Consider the following 22595-nt stretch of genomic DNA (forward strand, 5'->3'; position numbering starts at 1 on the left):
CGGGCAGGCTATCGCCCGACCCCGTCAGCGACCGCGCAGGCGGCGCACCAGGATGCTCGCGTCGCCCCGCGACTCGAGGTCGGCGAGGACGACCGCGACCGCCTCGCGGACGATCCGGCCGCGGTCGACGGCGAGGCCGTGCTCGCCGCGCAGCACCAGCCGGGCGTGCTCGAGGTCCATCAACTCCTCGGCGGAGACATAGACCGTGATCTTCTCGTCGTGGCGCTCGCGGCCGCTGGGGCGGCGGTTGGCCGCGCGGCCGCGGCGGCGGGCGGGGCCCGCCTGGGCCGACGCGGGCGGTCCGTCCTGCGGCTGACGGCTCTTGGGCCGCTCACCGCCGCCCGCCGGGCGGCGGTCGGCGATGGCGTCCGCACGGGCACCGGCCTCCCGGCCGCTGTGCTCGGCCGCGCCGGACTGCTCCGCGTCCTCCGCCCCCCGTCGCTCTCCCGGGCCGCCCTCGGCCCCGTCAGCGGCCGTGTCGGGGTCGCCGGCCGGGGCGGGCACCCGCGCCTCGCCGCCGTTCTGACGGCGGGAGGACGCGGGGGAGGACGACTGGAGCGCCGTTCCTCCGGTGGTGCGGAACAGTTCGTCGGCTCCCGGCAGACTCACTCGGCGTGACACCGGGCGAGCACCTCCCTGGCGAGCTGACGGTATGCGGCGGCACCCACGGAGTTGGACGCGTACGTGGTGATCGGCTCGCCCGCGACCGTGGTCTCGGGGAAGCGGACCGTACGGCCGATGACCGTGTGGTAGACGTGGTCGTCGAACGCCTCGACCACGCGGGCCAGGACCTCACGGCTGTGCACGGTACGCGAGTCGTACATCGTGGCGAGGATGCCGTCCAGTTCGAGCTCGGGGTTGAGCCGCTCCTGGACCTTCTCGATCGTCTCCGTGAGCAACGCCACACCGCGCAGCGCGAAGAACTCGCACTCGAGCGGCACGATCACCTTGTGCGCCGCGGTGAGCGCGTTCACGGTGAGCAGGCCGAGCGAGGGCTGGCAGTCGATGACGATGTAGTCGTAGTCCGCCATCAGCGGCTTGAGGGCGCGCTGGAGGGTGGACTCCCGGGCAACCTCGCTGACCAGCTGCACCTCGGCAGCCGACAAGTCGATATTGCTGGGCAGCAGGTCCATGTTGGGCACGGCCGTCTTGAGCAGCACCTCGTCGGCCGACATGCCCCGCTCCATGAGCAGGTTGTAGACCGTGAGGTCGAGCTCCATCGGGTTGACGCCGAGGCCGACCGACAGGGCGCCCTGCGGGTCGAAGTCGACGAGCAGGACCCGGCGGCCGTATTCGGCGAGCGCCGCGCCGAGGTTGATGGTGGAGGTGGTCTTGCCGACGCCGCCCTTTTGGTTGCACATCGCGATGATCTTCGCGGGGCCGTGGTCGGTCAGCGGTCCGGGGATCGGGAAGTACGGCAGCGGCCGCCCGGTGGGGCCGATGCGCTCGCGTCGCTGGCGGGCCGCGTCGGGCGCGAGCGTGGCCGCGTACTCGGGATCCGGCTCGTACTCGGCGTCCGGGTCGTAGAAGTGCCCGTCGGGGAGGTCGTCGTAGTCGGCGAAGCGGGCGGGATCCATGCCCCCCTGGTCGCCGGCCATGGCGTTCACGTGATGGCCGTCCATGCTCTGACTCTGGTGGGCTGTCGTCATGTTCTGGTGCGTGGCGAAGGTGCGGACAGCGACAGAGCCGACAGCCTCGAGCCCCGAGGGACCCTGGCCCCGCGCAGCCGATCCTGGTAGACCACCCCCGGGAGAAAATGTCGACTCATTCACAAGTCGTCCTACCTCCTTGGTGACCAGGAAATTTCTAGATAGGTCAGCGTGACACCATGCCGACGGTTGGCGACTCTATGGCGTGTCGGCGGTTCGCAGCAACACAATCCACCGGACACGGCACGATGTGTCGGCAATCGAACACCCCGCTGTCAAGGGCGTATGGGGTGTGAAGCGAGGATTCCTCGACGGGCAAAGCGTCTTAATAGTTACTTTTAGGGCGAGTTGACCGAGCAGCCTGTCATCCGCGTTACGGGTCGTATCGGACACATCAACGGCCGGACCCCGCCTTACGGCAAGACCCGGCCGGATGCCCGTTATTGACCTGTTGTTGACGGTCGGAGTTGACCGCCGGGCCGGTTTCAGGCGATCAGCGAGCTCAGTTCGACGGCCGACAGGCCGTGCGCCTCGGCGACCGGGCCGTAAACGACCTCGCCCTCATGGACATTGAGCCCCTTGGCCAGCGCCGCGTCCCGGCGCAGCGCGTCCCGCCAGCCCCGATTGGCCAGCTCCACGATGTACGGGAGCGTGGCGTTGGTGAGCGCGTGGGTGGAGGTGTTGGGCACCGCGCCCGGCATGTTGGCCACGCAGTAGAAGACCGAGTCGTGCACCGTGAAGGTCGGCTCCGCGTGCGTGGTCGGCCGGGAGTCCTCGAAGCAGCCGCCCTGATCGATCGCGATGTCGACAAGTACACTTCCGGGCTTCATCCGGGACACCATCTCGTTGGTGACCAGCTTGGGCGCCTTGGCGCCGGGGATGAGCACCGCGCCGACGACCAGGTCGGCGGCGAGCACGGCCTTCTCCAGCTCGTAGGCGTTGGAGGAGATGGTCTGCACCCGGTTGCCGAAGATCTTGTCGGCCTCGCGCAGCTTGTTGATGTCCCTGTCGAGCAGGGTGACGTGGAAGCCCATGCCGAGGGCGATCTGCACCGCGTTCCACCCGGAGACCCCGCCGCCGATGACCACGGCGCGCGCCGCGGCCACGCCCGGCACCCCGCCGGGCAGCACCCCGCGCCCGCCGGCCGACCGCATCAGGTGATACGCGCCGACCTGCGGCGCGATCCGGCCCGCCACCTCGGACATCGGCGCGAGCAGCGGCAGCGCGCGGCTCGCGGTCTCGACCGTCTCGTAGGCGATGGCGGTGGTGCCGGACTCCAGCAGCGCGTCCGTGCACTCCTTGGAGGCGGCCAGGTGGAGGTAGGTGAAGAGGGTCTGGTCCTTGCGCAGCCGGTGGTACTCCTCCGCGACGGGCTCCTTGACCTTGAGCAGCAGGTCGGCGGTGGCCCACACATCGTCCGCCGAGCCGAGGATGCCGGCGCCGGCGGCCGTGTACTCCTCGTCCGCGATGGAGGAGCCGAGGCCGGCCCCCCGCTCCACGAAGACCTCATGGCCGCCGCGGACCAGCTCATGCACACCGGCAGGCGTGATGGCCACACGGAACTCGTTGTTCTTGACCTCGCGGGGAATACCGACCTTCACGTCGATCACGGTCCTTGAATCGTGGGGATATCCGGGCTCTAAGCAGACAAACCGGAATGCGTCCGCATGCCGGAGACGACCGCACCAATCGCGGTACACCCAGTCTAATGAAGGATCCCGCGCTGTCTAGCCTTGCATTGCACCAACCTTTCGCCGATCTGCTGCCGGTTTCTTAGGCCCCTATGCCTCTTCTGCCTCCGTCATCACCCCACTGCCGCGCACCTTCTCCCCCGCCCCGCTGCCGCGCCCCTTCTCCCCCGCCCCGCTGCCGCGCCCCTTCTCCCCCGCCCCGCTGCCGCGCCCCTTCTCCCCCGCCCCGCTGCCGCCCCGTTGTTGCGCCGCCAGCCGCCGCGCGGCGCGGCGGTGCGCCTCCGCCGCGCCCGGATCGCCCAGCCGGTCCAGGGCCTCCGCCGCCCGCAGCGCGCCCTGCGGATTGCCCGCCCGCCGGAAGGCGGCCCCGGCCGCCCGCCAGGCGCGCAGCGCCTCGCCCCACTGGCCGGTGCGGGAGTGGACCGTGCCCAGCCGCTCGTACAGCCGCGCCTCCCCGATGCGATCGCCCTGGGACAGCCGCAGCTGGAGCGCCCGCCCGTACCAGTCGGCCGCCCGGTGCCAGTCCCCCAGGTCCTCGTAGGTGCCGCCGATGGACTCCAGCGAGCGCCCGGTGGTGTACGGGTCGCCCGCGTCCCTGGCCGCGTCCAGCGCGTGCTTGTAGCGCACCAGCGACTCCTCCACCCGGCCCGCCCGCGCGTCCAGGTCGCCCAGGTTCAGCAGCGCCGCGGCCTCCTCCGCCGGCAGATCGCGGCGGCGGGCCACATCGAGCAACAGCCGGTGCAGCCCGTACAGCTCCGGGGCGGCCTTCTCGGCGCTCCGATGGGCACCCAGCGCAAGCGTCAGCCCGGCCACCAGCCGGCGCGCCAGCGTGTCGAGCCCGCCGTCCTCGACGGCCAGCCGGGCGGCCTCGAGCAGCGCCGGCAGCCGCGACTCCAGCCAGCTCGCCGCGGCCCCCGACGACGTGAACCGCAGCGACCGCGGCATCCCCGCCAGCTTCTTCCGGGCAGGCGAACCCGCCGGCTGGGCCGCCAGCCGGCACGCGTGCAGCTGCCGCACGGTCCGCTCCAGCATCCGGGCCCCGGCCAGCTCCACCTCGGCCCGGCGCTCCTGGGCGCGCAGCGCCGCCCGCAGCATCGGGTCCAGGCAGCCGGGCACCAGATACCGGCGGTCCGGCAGCGGGCGCAGCAGCCCGTGCGCGACAAAGCCCTCCAGCGCGGCCTCGGCGTCCGACACCGAGCAGCCGGCCAGCGCGGACGCTGTCTGCGCGTCGGCCCACCCGCCCGGCGCGAGCACCAGCAGCCGCAGCAGCCGGGCGGCGGCCGGCGGCAGCGCCTCGTACGCCAGCCGGAAGGCACGGGCCAGCGGGCGCGCGCCCCGGTCCTGGTCACCGGTGCCCTGCGGCAGCTCCCGCAGCCGGTTCACCACGTCGGCCACGGACGCCTGCGGACGAGCCGCGAGCCAGCCCCCGGCCAGCACCAGCGCGGCGGGCTGGCCGCCGCACTCCTCGACCAGGGACTGCGCGGCCGTCGGGTCGCAGGTGATGCGGGTGGTCCCGGCGTACTGCGCGAGCAGCCCGATCGCCGCGCTCACATCGAGCCCGCCGAGCGTGCACGGGCGCACATCCGGCACCCCCGTCAGCGGGCCCCGCGACACGGCGACGACCAGGCCGTCCGGCGCGTCCGGCAACAGCGCGTCCACCTGCTCGGCACCCACGGCGTCATCCAGCAGCAGCAACACGCGCTTCCCCGCCAGCGCGTCGCGCAGCGCCTCGCTGAGCTCGTCCTCGTCCGCCCCGGCCGGGACGGACACCCCGACCACGGCCAGCAGATCGCGGGCGGTCCGCTCGACGGGCACCGGATCGCCACCGGACATGGCCAGCCGCGCGCGCAGCACTCCGTCCGGATAGTCGTCGGCCAGCCGCCGCACCAGCTCCTCGGCCAGCGCGGTACGGCCCGAACCTGGGCGGCCCGCGATCAGCAGCACCCGGCTGCGGGGGGGCTTACGGCCGGCGAGGGTGTCCAGGCCGGCCCGGTCGATGTCGGCCCGCAGCGACAGCAGTTCGCGCCGCCGCCCCGCGAAGCCGCTCCCCACGGACGCCGCCGCCGCGAACAGCACCGCGCGCGTCGCGCCGCTCCACAACCCGCCCGCCTCGTCCCCCCGCCCGGCGGAAGGCGCCGCGGGCCCGGCCTCGGCCTGCGGCGGCGGACCAGGTCGGCCGTCGACAGGCGGCGGCAGCCGCTTCCCGGGGACCGGCCCCCCATCGGTGTCGACCACCTGCTCCGCCACTTGGCCCCATCCCCGTCCACCTGCGCGTACGAGCCCGCCGCGGGTGCGGTCGGGATCCCTCCGAGCGTAGTTGACCCGGCGTCATGGCTTCGGCACTCCCGGCCGATGGGGTGGGTCGAAAATCACCTGATCGGATGCGCGGATGTTCGGATTGCGGTGGTCTTCCCCTCCCCGCCCCTTCCCGTTTCCATGGGGCTCCGCCCCCTGACCCCCGGCGCCCTCGGGTGCCCCAGCGGGCGGGCCCGGCCTACGGCACCACCGCGGAGACCGCCCGCGCGGCCGAAGGGGGCTCTCCCCCACCCCGCCCCTTCCCGATTCCATGGGGCTCCGCCGCCTGACCCCGGATGCGCTCGGGCGGCTCGGCGGGCGGGCCCGACCGGCCGAGGAGGCTTTCCCCCACCCCGCCCCTTCCCGATTCCATGGGGCTCCGCCGCCTGGCCCCCGGCCTGCGGCGCCGCTGACGGGCTGGTGGTTAGGGCCCCGGGCGGACCGGAGCCGACTCCGGCGGCGGGGCACCGGGCGGAGGGCCGCCGACGAGACGGGAGGGGGTGGGGGTGCAGGGGTGGTGCCCTGGACGCTTACGCATATTTGTGGCGCCAAGTTCCGGGCAAGGTCTCGCTTCCGGGCACCGGCGCCGTAAATATGCGGTCCAGGGTGACAGCCCCGGAGGCCCCGCCCCCGGCACCCACCACGCACACCAGGCGAACCACCCACGAACAGCAGCAGGCCGTCAGGCCTCGAAAGGCCGCGCCGGCCAGGGGGCGTCCGCCGGGCGCAGGGACTCGAAGCCCGCGCCGGACCGCGCGGCGTGGGCCGCCAGAACGCCGGCCGCCAGGCACGTGTTGTGCAGCTCCCCCGCCAGGATGCCCGCGATCAGCTCGTCGAGAGGGACCCGGGCGCGCTCCATGTCGGCCTCCTCGTGGTCCCCCTCGTACCGCTCCCCCTCCGCCTCCGAGATCCCCCGGGCCAGAAAGATCCGCACGGCCTCGTCGGAGCCGCCCGGCGACGTGTAGACGTCGGTGAGCACCCGCCAGTCCTCGGCCTTGACGTGCGCCTCCTCATACAGCTCACGCTGCGCGGCGTGCAGCGGGTTCTCCCCGGGGATGTCCAGGAGACCGGCCGGGATCTCCCACAGCCGCTGCCGCACCGGATGGCGGTACTGCCGCACCACGATGACGCGACCCTCCTCGTCGAGGGCGACGATGGCCACCGAACCGGGGTGGACCTGGTAGTCGCGCGACGTCCTGGAGCCGTCGGGCATGACGACCTCGTCGGTGCGCACGCTGGTCTTGTTGCCCGTAAACGGCGTCGCGGTGGCGGTGACCCGCCACTCCTCGGGGGTGTCCTGGATGCGCATGCTCGACTCAGCGTCCTCTCGTCGACGAACGGCCCGGGAACGAGGGGCCCGGGCGGGGCGGCACGAGCCGCTCCCGCCCAGGTCAACCGTATCCCTCGGTATCCCTCAGCCCTCCGCGCGCCGCCCAGCCGCCGCGCCCTGCGCGGCCACCGCGGCCACCGCGGCCGCCGCATCCGCCTGCCGCGCCACAGCCGCCTTCACCAGCCCCGCGAAGAGCGGGTGCGGACGGGTGGGCCGGGAGCGCAGCTCCGGGTGGGCCTGGGTGCCGACCAGGTACGGGTGCACCTCGCGCGCGTACTCGACGTACTCGACCAGCTTGTTGTCGGGCGAGGTGCCGGAGAAGACCAGTCCGGCCTTCTTCTCCAGCTCCCCGCGGTAGGAGTTGTTCACCTCGTACCGGTGGCGGTGGCGCTCCTCGACGTACGGCTGGTCGCCGTACACCTCGCGGACGATCGAGCCCTCGGCGAGCTTCGCCGGGTACATGCCCAGCCGCATGGTGCCGCCCATGTCGCCCTCGCCCGCGACGATGTCGAGCTGCTCGGCCATGGTGGAGATCACCGGGTCGCTGGTGGCGGGCTCGAACTCGGTGGAGTTGGCGCCCTCGATGCCCGCCAGGTTCCGCGCGGCCTCGATGACGATGCACTGGAGACCGAGACACAGGCCCAGCAGCGGGATCTTGTTCTCGCGGGCGTAGGTGATCGCGCCGACCTTGCCGTTCACCCCGCGGTCGCCGAAGCCGCCGGGGACGCAGATCGCGTCGACGTCGCCGAGCTGCTGCCGGGCACCGGCGGCCGTACGGCAGTCGTCGGAGGTCACCCACTTGATCTTGACGCGGGCCTTGTTGGCGAAGCCGCCCGCGCGCAGCGCCTCGGTCACCGACAAATAGGCGTCGGGCAGGTCGATGTACTTGCCGACCAGGGCGATGGTGACCTCGTGGTCGGGCTGGTGGACCCGCTTGAGCAGGTCGTCCCACTGGGTCCACTCGACGTCGCGGAAGGGCAGGTCGAGGCGGCGCACGACATACGCGTCCAGGCCCTCGGAGTGGAGCACCTTGGGGATGTCGTAGATCGACTTGGCGTCGATCGCGGCGACCACGGCCGCCTCGTCGACGTCGCACATCAGCGAGATCTTGCGCTTGATGGAGGTCGGGACCTCACGGTCGGCGCGCAGCACGATCGCGTCGGGCTGGATACCGATGTTGCGCAGCGCGGCGACCGAGTGCTGGGTGGGCTTGGTCTTGAGCTCGCCGGAGGGGCCGATGTACGGCAGCAGCGAGATGTGCACCACGAAGACGTTGTCCCGGCCGACCTCGTGGCGGACCTGGCGGACCGCTTCCAGGAAGGGCAGCGACTCGATGTCGCCGACGGTGCCGCCGACCTCGGTGATCACGACGTCCACGTCGTCGGTCGCCATGCGCCGGATGCGGTGCTTGATCTCGTTGGTGATGTGCGGGATGACCTGCACGGTGTCGCCGAGGTACTCGCCGCGCCGCTCCTTGGCGATCACGGTGGAGTAGACCTGGCCGGTGGTGACGTTGGCCGAGCCGTCGAGGTCGACGTCGAGGAACCGCTCGTAGTGGCCGATGTCCAGGTCGGTCTCGGCGCCGTCGTTGGTGACGAACACCTCACCGTGCTGGAACGGATTCATGGTGCCGGGGTCGACGTTGAGGTACGGGTCCAGCTTCTGCATGGTCACGCGGAGGCCGCGCGCCTTGAGCAGGGCACCGAGGCTGGAGGCGGTCAGGCCCTTGCCGAGTGAGGAAGCGACACCCCCGGTGACGAAGATGTGCTTGGTCGTCGTGGGCTTAGCGGCAATGGCCAAGAGGGGGCTCCCGTGGTCGCGAGGTGAAGGGCGAGGTCCGGCAGCTGCCCCGGTTTTCCGGGGGCGCCGTCGATGAGGTTCGGGGGTTTTGCGCCCACCGGTCCACGGGCTACCAGGGTATCAGTGCCCCGCCCCGACTACCGTTGGGCAGGGGGCGGCTCCGTACCGTGGCCCCGGAAGCCCCCGCGGCCGCCGCAGTCACATCTGCGCAGCCGTCCGGATACCATGCGTGACCTGGCCACCCGATCGGCCGCTGGGATCCGAGCCACGATGTGGGACGACTCAAGCGGATCACTGTTCTCCGTCGTATCCTGCTCGGACGCAATGCTGCGAGCCGGCCGGCAAGGGACCACCAGCACGCCCCCGGAACAAGCGCTCGTCGAGAACTTCAGAGACCGTGGAAAAATGCCTTTCGAGGGCACCACGGCCGTTCGAATGGGGATAGTACGTGGCCGGGCGTATTGAGGACTACGCACTGATTGGTGATATGCAGACCGCCGCCCTGGTCTGCAGAGACGGCACGGTCGACTGGCTCTGTCTGCCGCGCTTCGATTCGCATGCCGTCTTCGCCGGGCTGCTGGGCACAGAGGAGCATGGCTACTGGCGCCTGGGCCCCGCGCAGACCGCGGGCAGCACTCCGCCGGCCGCCGACCGCCGCCGCTACCGGGGCGATTCGCTCGTCCTGGAGTCGGAGTGGGACACCCCGCGCGGCACGGTCCGCGTGATCGACTTCATGCCGCCCCGTGACGGGGCCCCGCAGCTCGTGCGGATCGTCGAGGGCGTCAGCGGCCGGGTGCCGATGCGCTCGGCCCTGCGGATGCGGTTCTCCTACGGCTGGGTCGTGCCGTGGGTGCACAAGATCGATGGGCGGACGGTCGCCGTCGCCGGACCCGACTCGGTGTGGCTGGACACCGAGGTCGACACGTACGGCAAGGACCTGACCACCTACTCGGACTTCACGGTCGCCCCCGGCGACCGGATCGCCTTCACCATCAGCTGGCAGCCCTCCCACAAGGAGCCGCCCGCGCTGCCGGACCCGGAGGGCGCCCTGGAGGCGACCGAGGTCTTCTGGCGCGAGTGGGTCGAGCACTGCACGTACCACGGCCCCTACCGGGACGCGGTGGTCCGCTCGCTGATCACCCTGAAGGCGCTCACCTACGCCCCCACCGGCGGCATCGTCGCCGCGCCCACCACCTCGCTGCCCGAGGAGATCGGCGGCGTCCGGAACTGGGACTACCGCTACACCTGGCTGCGGGACGCGGCGATCACCCTGTCCTCGCTGCTGCGCACCGGCTACCGCGAGGAGGCGCGCGCCTGGCGCGAGTGGCTGCTGCGCGCGGTCGCGGGCGACCCGGAGAACCTCCAGATCATGTACGGCATCGCGGGCGAGCGCGAGCTGGGCGAGGCCGAGCTGCCCTGGCTCCCCGGCTACGAGGGCTCGCAGCCGGTCCGGGTCGGCAACGGCGCGGCGGGCCAGCTCCAGCTGGATGTGTACGGAGAGGTCACCGAGGCGCTGCACCTGGGGCATATGACCGGTCTGGCCCGGAACGACTACGCGAGCGTGCTCCAGCTGAAGCTGATCCGCTACCTCGAGGAGCACTGGGACGAGCCGGACGAGGGCATCTGGGAGGTGCGCGGGCCGCGCCGGCACTTCGTGCACTCCAAGGTGATGGCCTGGGTCGCGGTGGACCGCACCGTCAAGCTCATCGAATCGGGCGACGTGGACGGGCCCTTGGAGCGCTGGCGCGAGCTGCGCGACGAGATCCACCGGGATGTGTGCGAGAAGGGCTACGACCCCGAGCGCAACACCTTCACCCAGTCCTACGGCTCCCGGGAGCTGGATGCCTCACTGCTGCTGATCCCGCAGATGGGCTTTCTGCCGCCCGACGACAAGCGGGTCATCGGGACCATCGAGGCCATCCAGCGGGAGCTGTCGACCTCGGACGGCTTTGTGCTGCGCTACCCGACGGCGGGCGAGGACGCGGGCGTGGACGGCCTCGAAGGCGACGAAGGGGCCTTCCTGGCCTGCTCGTTCTGGCTCGCCGACGACCTGGCGATGATCGGCCGGGTCGACGAGGCGCGCAAGCTCTTCGAGAAGCTGCTGGCGCTCCGCAACGACCTGGGGCTTCTGGCGGAGGAGTGGGACCCGCGGCTCCAGCGGCAGGTGGGCAACTTCCCGCAGGCCTTCAGCCATGTGCCGCTGATCGACACGGCGCTGCGGCTGACCGCGTCCGGGGCGTACGGAGGGTAGGCCCGGCCACGTCCCCGAGCATGCCCCCGGACGGGCCCGGGTCGCAGAACCCCGGGCCTCAGGGCCCACAGGCCCCCACCCCTCACCCTCAGGGGACGATCACCGTGGCGCGGGCCCTGGAACTCCCCGCCCTGCGCCGCGGGCTCCCCGAGGTGGTGGCCGCCGGGGACGGTCTCGACCGGCCGGTGCGCTGGGTCCACGCGTGCGAGGCGCCCAATATCGCCTCGCTGCTCAAGGGCGGCGAGCTGCTGCTGACCCAAGGCCTCGCCGTGGGCCCGCGCCCGGCCGAGCAGCGCGCCTTCGTCCGCCGCCTCGCCGAGCGCGGGGTCGCGGCGCTGGTGGTGGAGCTGGGGTCCCGGTTCACCGCGCTGCCGGCCGCGGTGGTCGACTCGGCGCGCTCGCATGGGCTGCCGCTGGTGCAGCTGCACCGCGAGGTGCCGTTCGTGGCGGTCACGGAGGAGATCCACACCGAGATCGTCAATGAGCACTACGCGGTGCTGCGCCGGGCGGAGGTGGTGCACCGCGAGTGCACCGAGGTGCTGCTGCGCGGCGGCGGGGTGCCCGAGATCCTGCGGCTGCTGGCCCGGTTCGCGGGCAATCCGGCGTTTCTGGAGTCCCCCGACGGCCGGCTGCTGTACGCGGCGGGGCCGGGCGCGGCGGGGCAGCCGGCCGGCGCCGAACCGCTTCAGGTGTGGGAGGGGCTGCGGTCGCGGCGCGCTGCCCGGCGGCCCGAGCCGCCCGCGGGCAGCGTGGTGGCGGACGTCCCCGGCGGCGGGCCCGGCCCCGGCTCCGTACGGGCGCGGCTGACCGTACTGCCGGTGGCGGGGCTGCTCGCGCCCGTACACCGGCTCGCCGCGGAGCGGACCGCGGATCTGCTGGCGGTCGTGTTGCTGAGGGCCCGCCAGGAGGAGGAGCTGACCGCGCGCGGGCGCGGGGACTTCCTCACCGAACTCGCCGAGGGCCGGATCGCGGCGGCGGACGCCCCGGCCCAGGCCAGGGTGCTGGGCTTCAGACCGGGCGAGGGTCCGCTGCTGCCGGTGGTGATGCGGCTGGCAGAACTGTCTGCCCCGTCGGGCCTCGCCGCGCTGGAGCCGGGGCGGGGCCTGGGCACGGGGCCCGCCGAGAGCTGGGCGGCGCTGGCCCATGCGCTCCAGGAGGAGCTGGCGGGGGTGGGGGCGCCGGTGCTGCTGGGCGTACGGCTCCCGGAGCGGCGGGTTCCGCTGCTGGTGGGGCTGCGGGAGGCGGCGGAGCGCGGCGCGGTGGCCGAGCGCGTCGCGGCGGCGCTGCGCGCCGGGGTAGAACGGGCCTGGCCGGACCGGGCCGGGGCGCACCCGCCCGTGGTGGTCGTGGGGCTGCCGGGCGGCTGGGACGCGGTCGGCGGCGAACTGCGCCATGCCGCGCAGGCGGCGAGCGCGGCGCGGGGGCCGGCGGAGCGCGCATGGCACGACGTACGGAGTCTGGATGTCGACCTGTTGCTGTGGCGACTGCGGGAACACGGGGATCTGGCGGCTTTTGTCGACAGGGTGATCGGCCCGCTGCTCGCCCACGACCGCACGGCCCGGCCGCCGCTGGTCCCGACGCTGGAGGCGTATCTGCGCCACGCGGGCCGCAAGGCGGAGACGGCGCGGGCGCTGCACCTCAACCGCCAGACCCTGTACGACCGGCTGGCGCGGATCGGCCGGCTGCTGGGCAGCGACCTGGAGGACCCTCGGACGGTGCTCGCGCTGAGTCTGGCCCTCCAGGCCCGCCGCCATGTGCGGTCTCAGGACATCTGAGGTCCTGAACCGAGCTACTGGAAAGGCGTGAGGGTGAGCGTGACGCCCGTCGGAGCGGTGTCCTGGATGTACGACGCGAAGTCGGCGACGTCGTCGAAGGCGAAGCCGTACGCCTTGCCGTCGGCGGTCGCCGCGTGCATGGCCTTGGCGTAGTGGTTGGTGACCTGGGGGGTGTAGAAGGCGGCCGGGTCGGTGGTCGGCTGGGCGGCGGTGCTGTGCAGGGTGGTGCGGTTGAAGCCCGCGCCGAGGACGGCCGCGACCGGGCCCGTCGTGCCGTCGTTGGGCGCGGCGAGCGCGCCGTCGCAGAAGAGCACGTCCCTGGTGGAGGGTTTGCCGAAGGACACGGAGCCGGGGCCGGTGAAGGACAGCCTGCCGCCGCTCACCCGGCCGGTGAAGGTGCCCGCGTTGGTGGTGACTTTGAGGTCCTTCGCGGCGTAGGCGGACCAGACCTCGTCGATGTAGCCCGCGAGGTAGTCCTTGGCGAACAGCCCCGCGTCCAGGCCGTGTCCGGGGGCGATGACCCGCAGGCGGTCGCCGAGGACGAGGGGCGCGAAGGCGTCGACCGCGGCGAGGTCGGCGAAGACCTTGGCGCGGGCGCCGCTCTTGAGCGTGCCGGTGGTCTGGTCCTTGGCCCCGGTGAGGCGGATCGACATCGGGACGCTGAACATGTCGACCATGGTGGTGTTGCAGAACATCCCGGCGGAGTTGAAGGTGAACTCCGCGCAGTCGTGCAGGGTGTTGTAGTTGGGGTCGCTGGACACCCAGCCCGCCGGGTACTGGAGGGCCGCGTTGCCCGCGCCGTCGGTGACCGCCTTGAACCTGAGCTTGGAGCCGAGCGCGACATAGATCCGGCCGGACATATTGGGCAGGGTCAGCCTGGTGTCGCCGCTCGCGGCGAGCGGGATGGCGTAGTCGGTCCAGCCGTCGGGGCCGTTGTCGGAGAGCGCGATGGGCGCGATCCCGCCGTCCGGGGTGACCCGGACCTGCCGGCCGCCCTCGTTGCCGACGATGTAGAGCCATATCGACGAGTTGCCGAACTGACCCGTGTGGTTGACGACCGTGAGCGGCATCGTGGCGGCGCGCTCCGCGCCGTCGGCCCGGCCGCCGGCGAGGGTGAGGCCCGACCCGGCGGCAGCGGCGGCGAAACCGCCGAGCAGCCTCCTGCGGCTGAGCGTTCCGCTCTTTGTCCCGCTTTTTATCCTGCTCATGACATGTACTCCTCGGCGTAGTGGGGGGTTTGCCGGGATATGGGGGGTGGTGGGGGGTAACGGGAGCCATCGCGGTGAGAGCGCTCTCTCCCGCCCTTCGCCCAGCACACTGCCCATCAGCCGCCCCGCGCGTCAAGGACTTCGTCGCCCCGGAGCCGAATTAGGTCTGAACCAATTCGTCGTAGACGCTGAGGACATGGGCCACCGTGTCGTCCTCCGTCGGCCAGCCCGCGGTCCGCGCCCGCCCCGCCGCGGCCAGCTCCACCCGGCGCACCGGATCCCCGAGCAGCCGGATCACCGCGCCCGCGAGGGCCTCCGGCGCCCCGTACGGCACGAGTTCGGCCGCCTCCCCCACCAGTTCCGGCACCCCGCCGACCGCCGTGGCCACCAGCGGCACCCCCGCGTGCAGCGCCTCCTGCGCCAGCAGCGACCGCGCCTCCCACCGGCTGGACAGCACCGCGACATCGGCGGCCGCCAGCAGCGAGGGCACATCGTCCCGGCGGCCGAGCAGCCGCACCGGCAGCCCCTCCGCGTCGATCCTGCCCTGCAACACCGCCCGGTCCGGCCCCTCCCCCGCGACCGCCAGCAGCGGCTGGGGGTCCAGCGCGCGCCACACCCGGGCCGCGTCCAGCAGCGGCCCGAAGCCCCGGTCCGTCATCAGCCGGCCCACCGCCAGCAGCAACGGCCGCTCCACGGCGCCGAGTTCGGCCCGCGCCTTCTGCCGCCAGCCGTCCTCCCTGGGGGGTGTGCGGCGCGGCGCGGGCACCGCGACCGGCGCGAGCCGCGCATCGCGAGCCCCCCGTGCACGAGCCCGATCCACCAAGTCCGACGACGCGCCCAGCACGACCGTGGCGTTGCGCGCCACCCTGCGCTCCAACAGGCGCACGGCATGAGCCCGCGCGCCCTCGGCGTGCGGCTTGCCGTGCCAGGTGACGATCAGCGGTACGCCCCGGCCGCGCAGCGCCAGCACGGCCAGCAGCCCGGACCGCAGCCCGTGCGCATGCACCAGCCCCGCCCCCGCACCGGCCGCGCGCAGCGCCGCCACGGTCCCCGCGTCCGTCCTGGCGTCCAGCCCGACGAACCACGCGCCCGCGTCCGTGAACCCGTACCCCCGCTCCGCCCCCCACGGCCCGCACACGGTCACCCGCAGCCCGCGCGCCACCAACCCGGCCGTCAGCGACCGCACATGCACCCCGCTGCCGGAGCTCCCGCCGCCGAGCACTTGGAGGGTGTGCAGAGGCGGCTGCCCGTGCGGGTTCCCTTGCGGGCTCCCGTGCGGGTTCCCTTGCGGCGGGACCGGGGTGCTGCTCACGGTGCTGCTCACGCGGGAGGGGCTCCTGAGGGGACGGCGTTCGGGCGTGGGAAGTGGGCGCGCGGCGGTACGGGTGCGCTCCGCCCAGGATGCCAGCACCCGGACCACCCCCGCCGCCATGCCCCCACCCCGCGCCCGCCGTCGACTCGCCCGTACGTCCGCGGGTTCACCCATACGGAGTACACGTCGGGTGCCGTGCAAACCGCGCGTGGGCCGACCCCGGTTCGGGGACGGGCCCGCGCGTGCAGACCCGCGCCCGGCCCCGCCGCGCGACCGGTACGGGCCCGGCGGACCGGGAGCGCCCCGGCCCGGCCGAGCCCCGGCAGACCCTGCCGGCCGAGGCGGCCGCGCGGCAGCGACCGGAGGCCGAGCCCGTCCAAGGGCCTTGCACAAGCGGGCGCGGGGACAGGGACACGACCGACCCCGGTCGCGGAGCCGGGCCGGGAGCGCCCCGGCGGGTCCCCGCCACGCCGGACGGGGCCGAGGGCCGAGGTCGGGGTCCGGGGCGTGGCTCCGGTTCGGGAAGGGGCGGGGTGGGGGCTCTGCCGATACGCGGCTCCGCGTGGCGCCGGAGGCGGTCAGCGGGTGGCCCGGGCGGCCTCCAGGAGCTCCTCCGCGTGGGCACGGGCGAGTTCCGAGTCCTCCTGGCCCGCCAGCATGCGCGACAGCTCCCGCACCCGGTCCTCGCCCTCCATCGCCTTCACACCGCTGCGCGTGACCGCCCCGTCGTTGGTCTTCTCCACCACCAAATGCCGGTCGGCGAAGGCCGCGACCTGGGGCAGGTGGGTGACGACCACGACCTGCGCGGTCCGGGCGAGCTTGGCCAGGCGCCGGCCGACCTCGACCGCCGCCTTGCCGCCGACGCCCTGGTCCACCTCGTCGAAGAGATAGGTCGGCACGGGGTCGGAGCCCGCGAAGACCACCTCCACCGCCAGCATCACCCGGGACAGCTCACCGCCGGACGCCCCCTTGGCGATCGGACGGGGCGGGGCGCCCGGGTGGGGGGCGAGCAACAGCTCGACCTCGTCGGCCCCGTGCGGCCCGAACAGCACCGCACGGCCGCCCACCTCGATGCCCGCCGTCTCCTCCGCGGCCTCGGTCTGGCCGATCGCGAAGGTCACCCGGGCGTGCGGCATCGCGAGCGAGGCCAGCTCCGCGGTGACCGCGTCGGCGAAGCGCGCCGCCGCCTCCGTACGGGCGTCGGTGAGCGCCTGCGCGAGCTCGCCCAGTTCGGCGCGGAGCGCGTCGCGCTCGGCGGTCAGCTCGCCGATGCGGTCGTCGTCGCCGTCCAGTTCGGCCAGCCGGGTCGCGCCCTGCTCCGCCCAGGCCAGCACGTCCGCGATGTCCTGGCCGTACTTACGGGTCAGATGGGCCAGCGCGGCCCGGCGCTCCTCGACGGTCGCCAGCCGCCGCGGATCGGCGTCCAGGTCGTCCGCGTAACCGGCGAGCTCCCCGGCCACATCGGACAGCAGGATGCCGACCTCCGCGATCCGGTCGGCCAGCGCGGCGAGCGCCGGGTCATGGGAGCGGACGCCCTCCAGGGCCCGGTGCGCGCCCGCGACCAGAGTGGCCGCGTCCACGCCCTCGGGGTCCTCCGGGTGCCCGGCCAGGGCGGTGTGCGCGGCGGTGGCGGCCGAGGCGAGGGCCTCGGCATGCCCGAGGCGCTCCGCCTCGGCAGCGAGTTCGGTGTCCTCCCCCGGCAGCGGCTCGGCCGCGGCGATCTCCTCGAGGCCGAAGCGCAGCAGGTCGGCCTCCTGCGCCCGCTCCCGCGCGCGCGTGGTCAACTCGTCCAGCTCGGCCGCGACCGCGCGCAGCCGCCGGTAGGCCGCCGCGTACTTCTCCAGCGGCCCGGCGACCGCGGCCCCCGCGTATCTGTCCAGGGCCTGGCGCTGCCGCGCCGGGCGCAGCAGCCCCTGCTGATCGGTCTGGCCATGGACGGCCACCAGGTCGTCCGCCAGCTCGCCCAACAGCCCCACCGGCACCGAGCGGCCGCCCACATGGGCGCGCGAACGGCCTTCGGCGGAGACGGTGCGGCTGATCAGCAGCGCTCCGTCGTCGAGTTCGGCCCCCGCTTCCTCGGCCCGGACGGCCACCGCCGACCGGGCGTCGACGGTGATCCGGCCCTCGACGACCGCCGCCTTGGCACCGATCCGCACGAGCGCGGCATCAGCCCGCCCGCCCAGCAGCAGGCCGAGACTGGTGACGACCATGGTCTTGCCCGCGCCGGTCTCACCGGTCACCGCGGTGAAACCCGGCGACAGTTCGACGGCGGCGTCGTCGATGACGCCCAGCGCACGTATCCGCATCTCCTCCAGCACGACCACGACCATACGAGGTTTCGCGGGCGAGATGCGATGGGGCTCCCCCTCTGGGGTACGTCACCCACCCGCCCATCCCCATATCCGGGCGCCATCCCGCACCCCGGTCAGGGGCCGCAAAGGCTCTGCTCCCGGACCTCGGGGGCCCAGGAGCAAAGCCCCCGCCGGACAGCCCTTAGTGCGGCGCGCCGCGCCAGCCCGCGACCGGGAGGGCGAACTTCGCCACCAGCCGGTCGGTGAACGAGGCGTGGTGCAGACGTGCCAGACGGACCGGGACCGCGCCCCGCCGGACCTCCACCCGCGCACCCGCGGGCAGTTCGACGGTGCGCCGCCCGTCGCACCACAGCACCCCGTGCGGGGTCTGCGGCTGCACCTCCACGGCGAGCACCGAGCGCGGCGAGGTGACCAGGGGCTTGGCGAAGAGGGCGTGCGCGCTGATGGGGACCATCAGCAGCGCCTCGACCTCGGGCCACACCACCGGCCCGCCGGCCGAGAAGGCGTAGGCCGTCGAGCCGGTCGGGGTCGCGCAGACGACGCCGTCGCCGCCGAAGCGGGAGACGGGGCGGCCGTCGACCTCGGTGACGACCTCGAGGAGGCGTTCCCGCGCGGCCTTCTCGACCGAGGCCTCGTTCAGCGCCCAGTCGGTGTGCACGATCTGCCCGTCCGTGCGGACCAGCACATCGATGGTCATCCGCTCCTCGACCTCGTAGCTGCGGGTCACCACCCGGTCCACGACCTTGTCCAGGTCGTCCCGCTCGGCCTCGGCGAGGAAGCCGACCCGGCCCAGGTTGACGCCGAGCATCGGCACCCCGGAGATGCGCGAGAACTCGGCCCCGCGCAGGAGCGTGCCGTCACCGCCGAGGACGATCAGCAGCTCGCAGCCGTCCAGGACGTCCGGGCCCGCGTCGACCAGCTCGACCGCGGCAGGCAGCGGCAGGTCCGCGGCTTCGGCGGCGAGCACCCGCACCCCGATGCCGCAGCGCAGCAGGCCTTGCACGACGAGCTCGGCGCTGCGGATGGCCGCGGGGCGGCCGGTGTGCGCCAGCAGGAATACGGTGCGCTCCGCCGCTGCCGAAGCCGCTGCCGTAGCTGCTGCCGTAGCTGCCGCTGAAGCTTCTGAAGTGGTCAACTGGGCCCCTCCGCCACTGCACGGTCGACATCGGCCGGGTCGAGTGCCGGCGCCCCGGCGCGCATCCACAGAAAGTACTCGACGTTGCCCGACGGGCCGGGCAACGGGCTCGCGGTGACCCCCAGGACTCCCAGTCCCAGCTCCGCCGCCCGCTCGGCGACCGTACGGACGGCCTCGGCGCGCAGCAGCGCGCTGCGGACCACCCCGCCGCTGCCCAGCCGCTCCTTGCCGACCTCGAACTGGGGCTTGACCATCAGCACCAGGTCGGCTTCGGGCGCGGCGCAGCGCACCAGGGCAGGCAGCACCAGCCCCAGCGGGATGAAGGACAGGTCACCGACGACCAGGTCCACGGGGTCACCGCCGATCTGCTCGAGCGTCAATTCACGTACGTTCGTACGGTCCATGACGGTGACGCGTTCATCGCTCTGCAAAGACCACGCGAGTTGTCCGTATCCGACGTCCACGGCGACGACATGGGCGGCCCCGGCGCGCAGCAGGACGTCGGTGAAGCCCCCGGTGGAGGCGCCCGCGTCCAGGGCGCGCCGCCCTGCGACCCGCAGACCGCCGCCACCGGCGGGGGCGGGGGCGGGGGGCGCGTCCGCGCCGCCCGTCCGCCCGCGGTACTCCTCGCTGAAGGCGAGCAGCGCGCCCGCGAGCTTGTGCCCGCCGCGCGAGACATAGTCCGGGTCGCTGTCGTCCTTGCCGACCACGAGCGCCGCGCTGGTCTCCACCTGGGTGGCGGGCTTGGTCGCGACCTGTCCGCCGACGGTCACCCGGCCCGCGGCGATCAGCTGGCTCGCGTGCTCGCGCGAGCGGGCCAGCTTGCGGCGCACCAGCTCGGCGTCGAGTCGTACGCGTCGTGGGCGGGTCACAGCCACGGGTGGTTCAGCTCCTGTCGTCCTACGAGGTGCGGGTTACCGGGTGGGCGGGCCGGGGGCTACGCGCCGGGGGTCGGCGGGGCCGGTGGGCCCGGCCGCCGGTCCAGGGCGGTCAGCGCGTCGCGCAGGCCCCGGTGCACATCCTCGTACACCTCCAGGTGGCCGCTCGCGGCGAGGTGGTCGGCGTCGGCCAGCCGCTCCAGCTGGGCGTCGACCTCGGCGACGCCGGTGGGCGTCCGGGTGACGCCGAGCGGCACCGGATCCGCCGGGCGCGCCGGTTCCGACGACCGTTCCGACGGCGGCTCCGGCACGGTCCCCGGCGCCTCCGCCACGGCGGCCGGCGCCCCAGGACCCGGCTCAGGCTCGGGCCGCGCGCCCTCCATCGGCTCACTCATGGTCCCGACGCTACCGCGAACCGCGCATTCTCCGACGTACGGGACCTGGGGTACCGTCTGTCGCGATGGCGACCATGGAGGAGTGCCGCAGCGCACTCGACAAACTGGCGGAGAACCTGGCGGGCGCGAACGGGGACCTCCGCAGCGCCGCCGCGCTCGACCGCTCGGTGAGCTGCCGGATCACCGACCTCGACATCACCTTCCTCGGACGTCTCACCGATGGCCGCATAGAGGACGTGACGGTCGTGCCTGGCCTGCCCGACGAGCGCGCCGAGATCCGGCTGACCATGTCAGGCGACGACCTGGTGGCCCTGGTCGACGGCGAGCTGCACTTCGCGCGCGCCTGGGGCAGCGGCCGGGTCAAGCTGGAGGCAGGCTTCCGCGATCTGCTGCGGCTGCGGAAGCTGCTGTAGCCGAGCCCACCGCCGTCGCGGCCGCCATCTCCGCCGTACCCGCCTCCGGCGCGTCCTCTACCGTCGCGTCCTCCTCCGGCGCGTCCTCCGTTGTCACGTACGCCGCGGCCGCGGGCGTACGGGGCCGGCGCGCGGCGGGCACCACCAGCGGGGTGCCGGTCTCGGGGTCGTCGATCACCTGGCAGCGCAGCCCGAAGACCCGCTCCACCAGCTCGGCCGTCACCACCTCCCCGGGCGCGCCCTCGGCGACGACCTCCCCGCCGCGCATCGCGATCAGATGGGTGGCGTAGCGGGCGGCGTGGTTGAGGTCGTGGAGCACGGCGACGAGGGTGCGGCCCTGCTCCTCGTGGAGCTGGGCGCACAGGTCGAGCACGTCGATCTGGTGCTGGATGTCCAGGTAGGTCGTCGGCTCGTCGAGGAGCAGCAGCGGGGTCTGCTGGGCGATGGCCATGGCGATCCACACCCGCTGCCGCTGGCCGCCGGACAATTCGTCGACATAGCGATCCGCGAGCTCGGCCACGCCGGTCGCCGCCATCGACTCGCCGACGATCCGCTCGTCCGTCTCCGACCACTGCCGCAGCAGCCCCTGGTGCGGATAGCGGCCGCGCGCGACCAGGTCGGCGACGGTGATCCCGTCGGGCGCGATCGAGGACTGCGGCAGCAGCCCGAGGGTGCGGGCGACCTTCTTGGCGGGCAGCGAGCCGATCGCCTGCCCGTCGAGCAGTACGGACCCGACGGTGGGCTTGAGCATCCGGGACAGCGCGCGCAGCAGGGTGGACTTGCCGCAGGCGTTGGGCCCGACGATCACGGTGAAGGAGTTGTCGGGGATGGCCACGGACAGGCCCTCGGCGACCGTGCGCCGGTCGTAGGCGAGGGTGAGCCCTTCGGCGGTGAGCCGCTGTGTCCGAGTCCCCTTGTCCGTACCGCGCATCCCGCCCGTACCTCCCATGATCGCCATACCGTCCATGCCGCCCGCTGTGTCTCGCGTCTCGTCCGTGCTCATCCGGCCCGCGCCGCCGTCCCTCGTCGCGCCCCTCGTCGCGTCCCTCGTCGCGCCCCTCGTCGCGTCCCTCGTCGCCCCCGCCGTCATATCCGCCCCGCCCGGCGCTCGGTGATCAGCAGCCCCAGCAGATAGCAGCCGCCCAGCACCCCGGTGACCACTCCCACCGGCAGCTGGTCGGCCCCGAAGAGCCGCTGCGCGGACCAGTCGGCGGTGACCAGCAGGGCCGCGCCCATCAGGGCGGCGGGCACCAGGTTGGGGCCGGCCGCGCGGGTGAGCTTGCGGGCCAGCTGCGGCGCGACCAGCGCGACGAAGGCCACGGGCCCGGCGGCGGAGGTGGCGACCGCGGTCAGCATGACGGCCGCGAGGACCATCACCAGCCGCGTCCGCTCGACCCGCACCCCGAGGGCGTACGCGCTGTCGTCGCCCATCTCCAGCATCCGCAGGCCCCGGGCGTTCCCGAGCACCACCGGCAGCAGCACCGCGCACGCACACGCCAGGGGCCAGACCTGCTCCCAGTCCCGGCCGTTGAGCGAGCCGGTCAGCCACACCGTGGCGCGCGACGCGTCCACCAGGTCGGCCTTGGTCAGCAGATAGCCGTTGACGGCGCTGAGCATGGCGGACGCGCCGATGCCCACCAGCACCAGCCGGTAGCCGTGTACGCCCTGCCGCCAGGCCAGCGCGTAGACGCCGAGCCCCGTCACCAGGCCGCCGGCCACGGCTCCGATCGCGACCTGGTACGGCTCGCCCTGGAACAGCACGATGACGGTGAGCGCCCCGGCCGCCGCCCCCTGCCCGAAGCCGACCACGTCCGGGCTGCCCAGCGGGTTCCGGGAGACACTCTGGAAGAGCGCGCCGGCCAGGCCGAGGGCCGCGCCGACGAGCAGCCCGACCAGCACACGCGGCAGCCTCAGGTCGTTGACGATGAAGTCCTGGGCCGGGGTGCCGCCGCCGAACAGGGTGCGTACGACGTCGCCGGGCGCGATCGAGAAGTCGCCGGTGCCGATCAGCACCACGCCCATGGCCAGCGCCACGGCGGCCAGCAGCAGCCCCGCCAGCGCCGCGCGGACATCCAGCCGGAGCGAGAGCCCGCCGCGGGTCCGCAGCACGGCTCCGCGCGCCCCGGGCGCGTTGCCGCCGCCGTTCCTGAT

Annotated in this window: 17 protein-coding genes; 3 read left to right on the plus strand and 14 right to left on the minus strand. The window is 73.6% G+C overall.

The window, feature by feature from the left end; genetic code table 11:
• Positions 1–24 precede the first annotated feature (24 nt).
• From ACZ4WQ_RS16075 to ACZ4WQ_RS16100, 6 genes are all read right to left on the minus strand, one after another.
• A complete protein-coding gene (locus tag ACZ4WQ_RS16075) occupies positions 25–621 on the minus strand; it encodes a hypothetical protein (protein WP_385345222.1) in 597 nt (198 codons plus the stop codon).
• The gene (locus tag ACZ4WQ_RS16080) at positions 606–1622 is read right to left on the minus strand and encodes a ParA family protein (RefSeq protein ID WP_385345225.1); all 1017 of its coding nucleotides are present in this window, start codon (positions 1620–1622) and stop codon (positions 606–608) included. Before ACZ4WQ_RS16080 ends, ACZ4WQ_RS16075 begins: the two co-directional genes overlap by 16 nt.
• A gap of 512 nt (positions 1623–2134) precedes the next feature.
• The gene (gene ald, locus ACZ4WQ_RS16085; RefSeq protein ID WP_311730805.1) at positions 2135–3250 is read right to left on the minus strand and encodes an alanine dehydrogenase; all 1116 of its coding nucleotides are present in this window, start codon (positions 3248–3250) and stop codon (positions 2135–2137) included.
• A 180-nt stretch (positions 3251–3430) separates the two neighbouring features.
• Positions 3431–5587: a tetratricopeptide repeat protein gene (locus tag ACZ4WQ_RS16090; RefSeq protein ID WP_468022230.1), complete on the minus strand. Its 2157-nt coding sequence runs from the start codon at positions 5585–5587 to the stop codon at positions 3431–3433.
• A gap of 730 nt (positions 5588–6317) precedes the next feature.
• Positions 6318–6944 carry an NUDIX hydrolase gene (locus tag ACZ4WQ_RS16095; RefSeq protein WP_311730791.1) on the minus strand — a complete coding sequence of 209 codons (627 nt, stop codon included), beginning with the start codon at positions 6942–6944 and terminating at the stop codon, positions 6318–6320.
• Between the two features lie 105 nt (positions 6945–7049).
• Positions 7050–8765, minus strand: coding sequence for a CTP synthase (locus ACZ4WQ_RS16100; RefSeq protein WP_385345231.1), 1716 nt, complete (start codon positions 8763–8765; stop codon positions 7050–7052).
• A 448-nt stretch (positions 8766–9213) separates the two neighbouring features.
• On the opposite strand from ACZ4WQ_RS16100, the gene ACZ4WQ_RS16105 reads away from it, so the two are divergent.
• Both ACZ4WQ_RS16105 and ACZ4WQ_RS16110 read left to right on the plus strand, forming a co-directional pair.
• Entirely contained in the window at positions 9214–11016 is a 1803-nt protein-coding gene (locus ACZ4WQ_RS16105; protein WP_311730795.1) for a glycoside hydrolase family 15 protein, read from the plus strand.
• A gap of 20 nt (positions 11017–11036) precedes the next feature.
• The gene (locus ACZ4WQ_RS16110) at positions 11037–12791 is read left to right on the plus strand and encodes a PucR family transcriptional regulator (RefSeq protein ID WP_398376681.1); all 1755 of its coding nucleotides are present in this window, start codon (positions 11037–11039) and stop codon (positions 12789–12791) included.
• A gap of 14 nt (positions 12792–12805) precedes the next feature.
• Here ACZ4WQ_RS16110 and ACZ4WQ_RS16115 read toward each other — a convergent pair whose 3' ends face one another.
• The 6 genes from ACZ4WQ_RS16115 to ACZ4WQ_RS16140 form a co-directional block, all read right to left on the minus strand.
• Positions 12806–13999, minus strand: a complete 1194-nt coding sequence (locus tag ACZ4WQ_RS16115) for a glycoside hydrolase family 64 protein (protein WP_385345237.1) — start codon at positions 13997–13999, stop codon at positions 12806–12808.
• Between the two features lie 160 nt (positions 14000–14159).
• On the minus strand, positions 14160–15311 hold the full coding sequence (locus tag ACZ4WQ_RS16120) for a glycosyltransferase family 4 protein (RefSeq protein ID WP_385345255.1): 1152 nt from the start codon (positions 15309–15311) through the stop codon (positions 14160–14162).
• A 578-nt stretch (positions 15312–15889) separates the two neighbouring features.
• Entirely contained in the window at positions 15890–17641 is a 1752-nt protein-coding gene (recN, locus tag ACZ4WQ_RS16125; protein ID WP_361184877.1) for a DNA repair protein RecN, read from the minus strand.
• Between the two features lie 163 nt (positions 17642–17804).
• On the minus strand, positions 17805–18758 hold the full coding sequence (locus tag ACZ4WQ_RS16130; protein WP_385345240.1) for an NAD kinase: 954 nt from the start codon (positions 18756–18758) through the stop codon (positions 17805–17807).
• The gene (locus ACZ4WQ_RS16135) at positions 18755–19630 is read right to left on the minus strand and encodes a TlyA family RNA methyltransferase (protein ID WP_468022238.1); all 876 of its coding nucleotides are present in this window, start codon (positions 19628–19630) and stop codon (positions 18755–18757) included. The genes ACZ4WQ_RS16130 and ACZ4WQ_RS16135 overlap by 4 nt, the downstream gene beginning before the upstream one ends.
• Before the next feature lie 65 nt (positions 19631–19695).
• The gene (locus ACZ4WQ_RS16140; protein ID WP_385345261.1) at positions 19696–20019 is read right to left on the minus strand and encodes a hypothetical protein; all 324 of its coding nucleotides are present in this window, start codon (positions 20017–20019) and stop codon (positions 19696–19698) included.
• Between the two features lie 77 nt (positions 20020–20096).
• Between ACZ4WQ_RS16140 and ACZ4WQ_RS16145 the strand changes: the two genes are divergently transcribed.
• Complete coding sequence (locus tag ACZ4WQ_RS16145) at positions 20097–20444, plus strand: sterol-binding protein (protein WP_311730801.1); 348 nt, start codon at positions 20097–20099, stop codon at positions 20442–20444.
• On the opposite strand, the gene ACZ4WQ_RS16150 is transcribed toward ACZ4WQ_RS16145, so the two are convergent.
• Both ACZ4WQ_RS16150 and ACZ4WQ_RS16155 read right to left on the minus strand, forming a co-directional pair.
• Positions 20392–21402, minus strand: coding sequence for an ABC transporter ATP-binding protein (locus ACZ4WQ_RS16150; RefSeq protein WP_311730808.1), 1011 nt, complete (start codon positions 21400–21402; stop codon positions 20392–20394). The two genes, ACZ4WQ_RS16145 and ACZ4WQ_RS16150, sit on opposite strands and share 53 nt — an antisense overlap.
• A 128-nt stretch (positions 21403–21530) precedes the next feature.
• Positions 21531–22595: a FecCD family ABC transporter permease gene (locus ACZ4WQ_RS16155; protein ID WP_358845432.1), complete on the minus strand. Its 1065-nt coding sequence runs from the start codon at positions 22593–22595 to the stop codon at positions 21531–21533.

It is taken from the genome of Streptomyces sp. NPDC028305, from assembly GCF_055569495.1.